At 71.8% G+C, this 8,080-nt stretch carries 5 protein-coding genes and 1 pseudogene; 5 read left to right on the top strand and 1 reads right to left on the bottom strand.

Annotated features, from left to right (window positions below):
• On the top strand, positions 1-1,035 hold a 1,035-nt coding region (locus tag GTW40_RS13615; protein WP_161180440.1), incomplete at its 5' end, for a V-type ATP synthase subunit E.
• A 269-nt stretch (positions 1,036-1,304) separates the two neighbouring features.
• On the opposite strand, the gene ileS is transcribed toward GTW40_RS13615, so the two are convergent.
• Complete coding sequence (gene ileS, locus GTW40_RS13610) at positions 1,305-4,442, bottom strand: isoleucine--tRNA ligase (RefSeq protein ID WP_161180439.1); 3,138 nt, start codon at positions 4,440-4,442, stop codon at positions 1,305-1,307.
• Positions 4,443-5,028: 586 nt separating this feature from the next.
• Here ileS and GTW40_RS13605 point away from each other — a divergent pair.
• The 4 genes and pseudogenes from GTW40_RS13605 to GTW40_RS13590 form a co-directional block, all read left to right on the top strand.
• Positions 5,029-6,111 (top strand): TraR/DksA family transcriptional regulator, encoded by a 1,083-nt coding sequence (locus GTW40_RS13605; RefSeq protein ID WP_161180438.1) that lies wholly within the window; start codon positions 5,029-5,031, stop codon positions 6,109-6,111.
• Between the two features lie 67 nt (positions 6,112-6,178).
• Entirely contained in the window at positions 6,179-6,790 is a 612-nt protein-coding gene (gene lspA / locus GTW40_RS13600; protein WP_161180437.1) for a signal peptidase II, read from the top strand.
• A gap of 80 nt (positions 6,791-6,870) precedes the next feature.
• Entirely contained in the window at positions 6,871-7,815 is a 945-nt protein-coding gene (locus GTW40_RS13595; RefSeq protein ID WP_161180436.1) for an RluA family pseudouridine synthase, read from the top strand.
• A pseudogene (locus GTW40_RS13590) lies at positions 7,812-8,080 on the top strand (GNAT family N-acetyltransferase); the annotation flags it as partial. The gene GTW40_RS13595 and the pseudogene GTW40_RS13590, both read left to right, overlap by 4 nt.

Genomic DNA, 8,080 nt, shown 5'->3' with positions numbered 1-8,080 from the left:
GGCATGCAGCAGGGCGGTATGCCGCAGCAGGGTGGCATGCAGCAGGGTGGCATGCCCCAGGGCGGAATGCCTCAGGGCGGTATGCGAGGACCCGGCGCTCCGGTGCCCGCCGGCATATCGGGCCCGCCGCAGCAGCAGATGGGTGGCCCCATGGGTGGTCCGCCCCAGCTGCCCAGCGGCGCCCCGCAGCTGCCCCCCGGCCCCGGCGGACAGGGCGGCCCGCAGGGCCCCGGCCCCATGGGCCAGGGCCCCGGTCAGATGGGGCAGGGTCCCGGCCCGATGGGTCAGGGTCCGATGGGCCAGGGCCCCATGGGTCAGGGTCCCGGCCCGATGGGTCAGGGTCCGATGGGTGGTCAGCCGCCCATGCCGCAGCAGATGGGCGGCCCCATGGGCGGTCCTCCGATGGGCGCCCCCGGCCTGCCCGGTCAGGGTGGCCCCGGCGGCGACAGCGCCGCGCGTGTCCTCTCGCTGGCCCAGCAGACCGCCGACCAGGCGATCGCCGAGGCCCGTTCCGAGGCCAACAAGATCGTCGGCGAGGCCCGCAGCCGCGCCGAGGGTCTGGAGCGCGACGCCCGTGCCAAGGCCGACGCCCTGGAGCGGGACGCGCAGGAGAAGCACCGCGTCGCCATGGGCTCCCTGGAGTCCGCGCGCGCCACGCTGGAGCGCAAGGTCGAGGACCTGCGAGGCTTCGAGCGCGAGTACCGCACGCGTCTGAAGTCCTACCTGGAGTCCCAGCTGCGTCAGTTGGAGACCCAGGCCGACGACTCGCTGGCTCCGCCGCGCACCCCGTCCGCCCCGTCCCTGCCGCCGTCCCCGGCGCCCTCGATGGCACCGGCCGGCGCGAGCGCCCCGGCGTTCGGTGGCAACCCGGGCATGGGCGGTCCGCCCCCGGCGGGCCCGTCCTACGGCGGACAGCAGCAGATGACGCCGGCCATGACCCAGCCGATGGCTCCGGTCCGGCCGCAGGGTCCCGGTCCGATGGGCCAGGCGCCCTCGCCCATGCGCGGGTTCCTGATCGACGAGGACGACAACTGACGGCCGCGCATGGCCAGTAGTACGCCATAGGCGTCGGCAGCGTTCAGGGCGGGCCCCGGACTTCGGTCCGGGGCCCGCCCTGTTTACGCGAGTTGACGCCTTCGGGCGATGGTTGTTCCCGGCCGACCTGCTGCGCACCCACCCAAGGGGCGAGGGGAACTGCGCGACCGGCCCCGGACGGCCCGCAGCCCGACACGCACCGGACACGACAACGGCGGCTGCCCGCGGCAAGATGCCGCAGAACAGCCGCCGTCAGAACCGCCGGAGGCTTACGCCTTACGGAGGCGGAACTCCAGGGACAGCCCCTCGTCGGTGAAGGCGGAGCCATACGTCTCGTCCGCCTCGCCCTGGGCGAAGTCGGTCGCGAGGACCTCCTCCGCGATCAGGCCGGAGTGCTCGGCGAGGGCGGCGGTCACCGCCGGGTCCGTGGCGGTCCAGCGCAGGGCGATGCGGTCGGCCACGTCCAGGCCGCTGTTCTTGCGGGCCTCCTGGATCAGCCGGATCGCGTCACGGGCGAGGCCCGCCCGGCGCAGCTCCTCGGTGATCTCCAGGTCCAGCGCCACCGTGGCACCGGAGTCGGAGGCCACCGACCAGCCCTCGCGCGGGGTTTCGGTGATGATCACCTCGTCCGGGGCGAGCGTGACGGTCTCGCCGTCCAGCTCGACCGACGCGTTGCCCTCGCGCAGCGCGAGCGAGAGCGCGGCGGCGTCGGCGGCGGCGACCGCCTTCGCCACGTCCTGCACCCGCTTGCCGAACCGCTTGCCCAGCGCGCGGAAGTTGGCCTTGGCCGTCGTGTCCACCAGCGAGCCGCCCACCTCGGAGAGCGAGGCCAGCGCGGCCACGTTCAGCTCCTCGGTGATCTGCGCGTGCAGCTCCGGGTCCAGCGCGTCGAAGCCCGCGGCGCCGACCAGCGCGCGAGAGAGCGGCTGACGCGTCTTGACGCCGGACTCCGCGCGCGTGGCGCGGCCCAGCTCCACCAGGCGCCGTACCAGCACCATCTGCTTCGACAGCTCCGGGTCGATCGCGGACAGGTCCGCCTCCGGCCAGGAGGACAGGTGGACGGACTCGGGAGCGCCCGGGGTCACCGGCACGACCAGGTCCTGCCACACCCGCTCGGTGATGAACGGGGTGATCGGGGCCATCAGCCTGGTGACCGTCTCCAGCACCTCGTGCAGCGTGCGCAGCGCGGCCTTGTCGCCCTGCCAGAACCGGCGGCGCGAGCGGCGCACGTACCAGTTGGACAGGTCGTCCACGAACGCGGAGAGCAGCTTGCCCGCGCGCTGGGTGTCGTACGCCTCCAGCGCCTGGGTCACCTGGTCGGTGAGGGCGTGGAGTTCGGACAGCAGCCAGCGGTCGAGGACCGGGCGGTCGGCCGGGGCCGGGTCCGCCGCGCTCGGGGCCCAGCCGGAGGTGCGGGCGTACAGCGCCTGGAAGGCGACGGTGTTCCAGTACGTGAGGAGCGTCTTGCGGACGACCTCCTGGATGGTGCCGTGGCCGACCCGGCGGGCCGCCCACGGGGAACCGCCGGCCGCCATGAACCAGCGCACCGCGTCGGCGCCGTGCTGGTCCATCAGCGGGATCGGCTGCAGGATGTTGCCCAGGTGCTTGGACATCTTGCGGCCGTCCTCGGCGAGGATGTGGCCGAGGCAGACCACGTTCTCGTACGACGACTCGTCGAAGACCAGGGTGCCGATGGCCATCAGCGTGTAGAACCAGCCGCGGGTCTGGTCGATCGCCTCGGAGATGAACTGGGCCGGGTACCGGCTCTCGAACAGCTCCTTGTTCTTGTACGGGTAGCCCCACTGCGCGAACGGCATCGAACCCGAGTCGTACCAGGCGTCGATGACCTCCGGCACGCGCGTGGCCGTGTCGCCGCACTCGGGGCAGGGGAAGGTCACGTCGTCGATGTACGGACGGTGCGGGTCGAGGGAGGACTGGTCGGTGCCGGTCAGCTCGGTCAGCTCGGCGCGGGAGCCGACCACGGTCAGGTGGTCGTTGTCGCAGCGCCAGACCGGCAGCGGCGTGCCCCAGTAGCGGTTGCGGGAGAGCGCCCAGTCGATGTTGTTGCTCAGCCAGTCGCCGAAGCGGCCGTGCTTGACCGTCTCCGGGAACCAGTTGGTCTTCTCGTTCTCCGCGATCATCCGGTCCTTGACGGCGGTGGTGCGGATGTACCACGACGGCTGGGCGTAGTAGAGCAGCGCGGTGTGGCAGCGCCAGCAGTGCGGGTAGCTGTGCTCATAGGGCAGGTGACGGAAGAGCAGGCCGCGCTCGCCGAGGTCCTCGGTCAGCTTCTCGTCGGCCTTCTTGAAGAAGACGCCGCCGACGAGCGGCAGGTCCTCCTCGAAGGTGCCGTCGGGGCGGACCGGGTTGACCACGGGCAGGCCGTAGGCGCGGCAGACCTTGAGGTCGTCCTCACCGAAGGCGGGGGACTGGTGGACCAGACCGGTGCCGTCCTCGGTGGTCACGTAGTCGGCGTTCACCACGAAGTGCGCGGGCTCGGGGAACTCCACCAGCTCGAAGGGGCGCTGGTAGGTCCAGCGCTCCATCTCGGCGCCGGTGAAGGACTGCCCGGTGGTCTCCCAGCCCTCGCCGAGGGCCTTCGCGACCAGCGGCTCGGCGACGACGACCTTCTCCTCGCCGTTGGTGGCGACGACATAGGTGACGTCCGGGTGCGCGGCGACCGCGGTGTTGGACACCAGGGTCCACGGGGTCGTCGTCCACACCAGGAGCGCGGCCTCGCCGGCCAGCGGGCCGGAGGTGAGCGGGAAGCGGACGTAGACCGAGGGGTCCACGACCGTCTCGTAGCCCTGCGCCAGCTCGTGGTCCGAGAGGCCGGTGCCGCAGCGGGGGCACCAGGGGGCGACGCGGTGGTCCTGGACCAGCAGGCCCTTGTCGAAGATCTGCTTCAGCGACCACCAGACCGAGTCGATGTACTCGGGGTCCATGGTGCGGTACGGGTTCTCGAGGTCCGTCCAGTAGCCCATGCGGTTGGTGAGCTCGGCGAACGCGTCGGTGTGCCGGGTCACCGACTCGCGGCACTTGGCGTTGAACTCGGCGATGCCGTACGCCTCGATGTCCTGCTTGCCGGAGAAGCCCAGCTCCTTCTCGACGGCCAGCTCCACCGGCAGGCCGTGGCAGTCCCAGCCCGCCTTGCGGCCGACGTGGTAGCCGCGCATGGTGCGGAAGCGGGGGAACACGTCCTTGAAGACGCGGGCCTCGATGTGGTGGGCGCCGGGCATCCCGTTCGCGGTCGGCGGGCCCTCGTAGAAGACCCACTCGGGGCGGCCCTCGGACTGCTCCAGGCTCTTGGCGAAGATCTTCTGGTCGCGCCAGAAGTCGAGCACGGCGTGCTCAAGCGCGGGCAGGTCGACCTGGGCGGGCACCTGGCGGTACGTCGGCGCTGTCATCTGCGAGCATCCTCCAACGGAACTTGCTGCCTTCCGTCGGAGGGACGAGAGCGTTCTTCCTGTTCACGCCGTGTGCGGCGCGCTCCCGCGGTACCACCCTCCTTGGCCCGCCGCCGGTGTCCATCCGGTGGTGAGCCCCCTCATTGGGGTCGCGAAACCGGCTCTACTCGCCCCTCGCGGGACTTTCTTCCGGCGGCTCCGGGGTGATCTTCACATCGCGCTCGCCACCGGGCTCCCACCGTCCCCGGCTCGCTCTGGGCTGCTGACGACGCTACTCGTCCCCATCCACGCTTCTCGCTCCGCCCAGTGTACGGCGCCGGGCGGACAGCGGCCGACCGGTTTTCCGGCGGGCGGCGGGGGAGCGGGCGGTGACCCGAATGGCCAGTCCGCCGGGACGCGCGTCAGGGCGCCGCCCCCTGGGCGGATTACCCGCCGGGGAGCTGGGCACAACGGATGCAGGTCTGCTGCGCGGGGGGTGCGGGGCGGGCGAATCGGGCGGCGTGCCCCGTTGCCGCGGGACTCAAGTCGATTTATCGTCCCAGCACGATTCGCGTGCAAGATCACAATATGTGAAGGGGCCGCGGCCATGGTGGCGAAGAAGACCGCCGGTACCTCCGGTGGCTCAGCGGGAACCCTTGCCGGTGTCGGGCCGCCGGGGCAGGACGGCCGACGTCTGCGGGCGGCCTCGGGAGGCGGCGGGGCGGCGAAGAAGGCGTCCACGAAGAAGCCCGCCAAGAAGCCCGCCAAGAAGGCGGCCGCCCGCAAGACGGCTGCCGGTGAGGCACCTGTCGACAAGACCCCGGCGAAGAAGGCCACCAAGAAGGCCCCCGCGAAGAAGCGGGCGGCCGCCGCCGGGAAGACCACCACTGCCAAGCGCACCACTGCCACGAAGACCACGAAGACCACCACGGGCCGGAAGAAGACGGGCGGCGAGACGGTGACTGCTGAGAAGACGGCCGCCATGGCGACAGCCACCGAGGTGGCACCTCCCATGGACGCCAAGAGCACCAAGAGCACCAAGAGCACCAAGAGCACCACGGCCGCGAAGGCCACCAAGAAGACCGTCGAGACGGCGGCGAAGAAGACAGCCAAGAAGGCGGTCAAGAAGACGGCGGCGAAGAAGGCCGCCGCCAAGAAGACCGCGGCCAAGAAGACCGGTGCGGCACGGGCCGCCGGGCAGACGGGAGCCACGAGGGTGGTTGCGAAGAAGACTCCTGGCACGGCCACCGCGGAGCAGACCGCGGTACCCAGGGCGAGGCCCGCCGCCGTTCCCGGCGAGCTGGCGGTACGCCCCGGCGAGGACCCCTGGACCCCGGAGGAGGTCGAGGAGGCCCGCGCGGAGCTGACCGGCGACGCCGACCGGCTCCGCGAGGAGATCAGCTCCTCCGCGACCGCGCTCGCGGGCCTGATGCGGGACAGCGCGGACGGCGCGGGCGACGACGAGGCCGACACCGGCACCAAGAACATCACGCGCGAGCACGAGATGGCGCTCGCCGCCAACGCGCGCGAGATGCTGACCCAGACCGAGCGCGCCCTGGAACGGCTGGACGCGGGCACCTACGGTCTGTGCGAGAACTGCGGCAATCCCATCGGAAAGGCACGGATGCAGGCGTTCCCGAGGGCCACCCTGTGCGTGGAGTGCAAGCAGAAGCAGGAACGGCGCTCCTGAGCGAGGGCGTACGCCGGGGCGTGCCGTAGTCTCGTCGTCAGTCAGGCACCTAGGTTGAGGGACTCACGTGGCAGAGGCGGAGCGCATCATCGGTACGCCGGACACCCCGGAAGACAGCGGCGAGCGGCCCGGTGCGGCCGCCGCGGCGACCGGGCCCGGTACGGACGGACAGGACGCCGCCCGGCGGACCGGACGCGGGCGCCGGATCGCCGTGCTGTTCGCGGTGGCAGCCTTCGCCTACGCCCTCGACCTGGGCAGCAAGCTTCTCGTCGTCGCGAAGCTGGAGCACCACGCCCCGATCCAGCTGATCGGCGACCTGCTGGAGCTGCACGCCATCCGCAACCCCGGTGCCGCCTTCGGCTTCGGCGCCGCCTTCACGATCATCTTCACGGTGATCGCGGCCGTCGTGATCGCGGTGATCATCCGCCTGGCCCGCAAGCTCTACAGCACCCCCTGGGCCATCGCGCTCGGCCTGCTGCTCGGCGGCGCGCTCGGCAACCTCACCGACCGCATCTTCCGGGCCCCCGGGATCTTCGAGGGTGAGGTCGTCGACTTCATCGCGCCCAAGGGCTTCGCGGTGTTCAACCTGGCCGACTCCGCGATCGTGTGCGGCGGCATCCTGATCGTGCTGCTGTCCTTCCGGGGCCTGGACCCGGACGGCACCGTCCACAAGGACTGACGGCCCCGGCGAGGGCGGGACGGCCCGGGTTTTCCACAGGCTCGTTCGGCGCCCTCGCACCCGTCCGGCATACTCGACGGGTGAGCACGATTCCCGAGATCCGAACCCTGCCCGTGCCCGACGGCCTGGAAGGCGAGCGTGTCGACGCCGCCATCTCCCGGATGTTCGGCTTCTCCCGCACCAAGGCGGCGGAGCTGGCCGCGGCCGGCAAGGTCCAGGTCGACGGCGTGGTGGTCGGCAAGTCGGAGCGGGTGCACGGCGGTGCCTGGCTGGAGGTCGAGATGCCGCAGGCGCCCGCCCCCGTCCAGATCGTCGCGGAGCCCGTCGAGGGCATGGAGATCGTGTACGACGACGACGACGTGGTCGTCATCGTCAAGCCGGTCGGCGTGGCCGCGCACCCCTCGCCCGGCTGGACCGGCCCGACCGTCATCGGTGGCCTCGCCGCCGCCGGGTACCGGATCTCCACCTCCGGCGCCGCCGAGCGCCAGGGCATCGTGCACCGGCTCGACGTGGGCACCTCGGGTCTGATGGTGGTCGCCAAGTCGGAGCGGGCGTACACCTCGCTCAAGCGCCAGTTCAAGGAGCGCACGGTCGACAAGCGCTATCACACGCTGGTCCAGGGCCACCCCGACCCCATGAGCGGCACGATCGACGCCCCCGTCGGCCGCCACCCCCAGCACGACTACAAGTGGGCGGTCACCGCCGAGGGCAAGCCCTCCGTGACGCACTACGACCTCATCGAGGCCTTCCGCGCCGCCTCCCTGCTCGACGTGAAGCTGGAGACCGGCCGTACCCACCAGATCCGCGTCCACATGTCGGCCCACCGCCACCCCTGCGTCGGCGACCTGACCTACGGCGCCGACCCCACGCTCGCCAAGCGGCTCAAGCTGGAGCGCCAGTGGCTGCACGCGGTCCGGCTCGGCTTCGAGCACCCGGCGGACGGCCAGTGGGTGGAGTTCGAGAGCACGTACCCCGAGGACCTGCAGCGGGCCCTCGACCTGGTCCGGGAGGAGACCTACGCGTGAGCGCGCCGTACACGGTCCGGGTCGCGGAGGGACCGGCCGACCGCGAGTCCTGCTTCGCGGTCCGCAAGGAGGTCTTCGTCGCCGAACAGGGCGTCCCCGAGGACCTCGAGTACGACGCCCATGACGCCGGTGCCGTGCACGTGCTCGCCATGAGCGCCGACGGCACCCCGATCGGCGCCGGACGCCTGCTGCACGGCGAGGCGGCCACCGGGCACACCGGCGCGGACGCGTCGGTGGGATCGCTCGGGCGGCTGGCCGTCACCCG

This window comes from Streptomyces sp. SID4985, assembly GCF_009863025.1.
Taxonomy (GTDB): Bacteria; Actinomycetota; Actinomycetes; order Streptomycetales; family Streptomycetaceae; genus Streptomyces.
This window is presented reverse-complemented; position numbering and strand designations above follow the sequence as displayed.

Bases quoted from the DNA above. Each gene is read 5' to 3' on its own strand.
- ileS (WP_161180439.1), bottom strand. From the start codon at position 4,442: ATGACAGCGCCGACGTACCGCCAGGTGCCCGCCCAGGTCGACCTGCCC.
- GTW40_RS13605 (WP_161180438.1), top strand. From the start codon at position 5,029: ATGGTGGCGAAGAAGACCGCCGGTACCTCCGGTGGCTCAGCGGGAACC.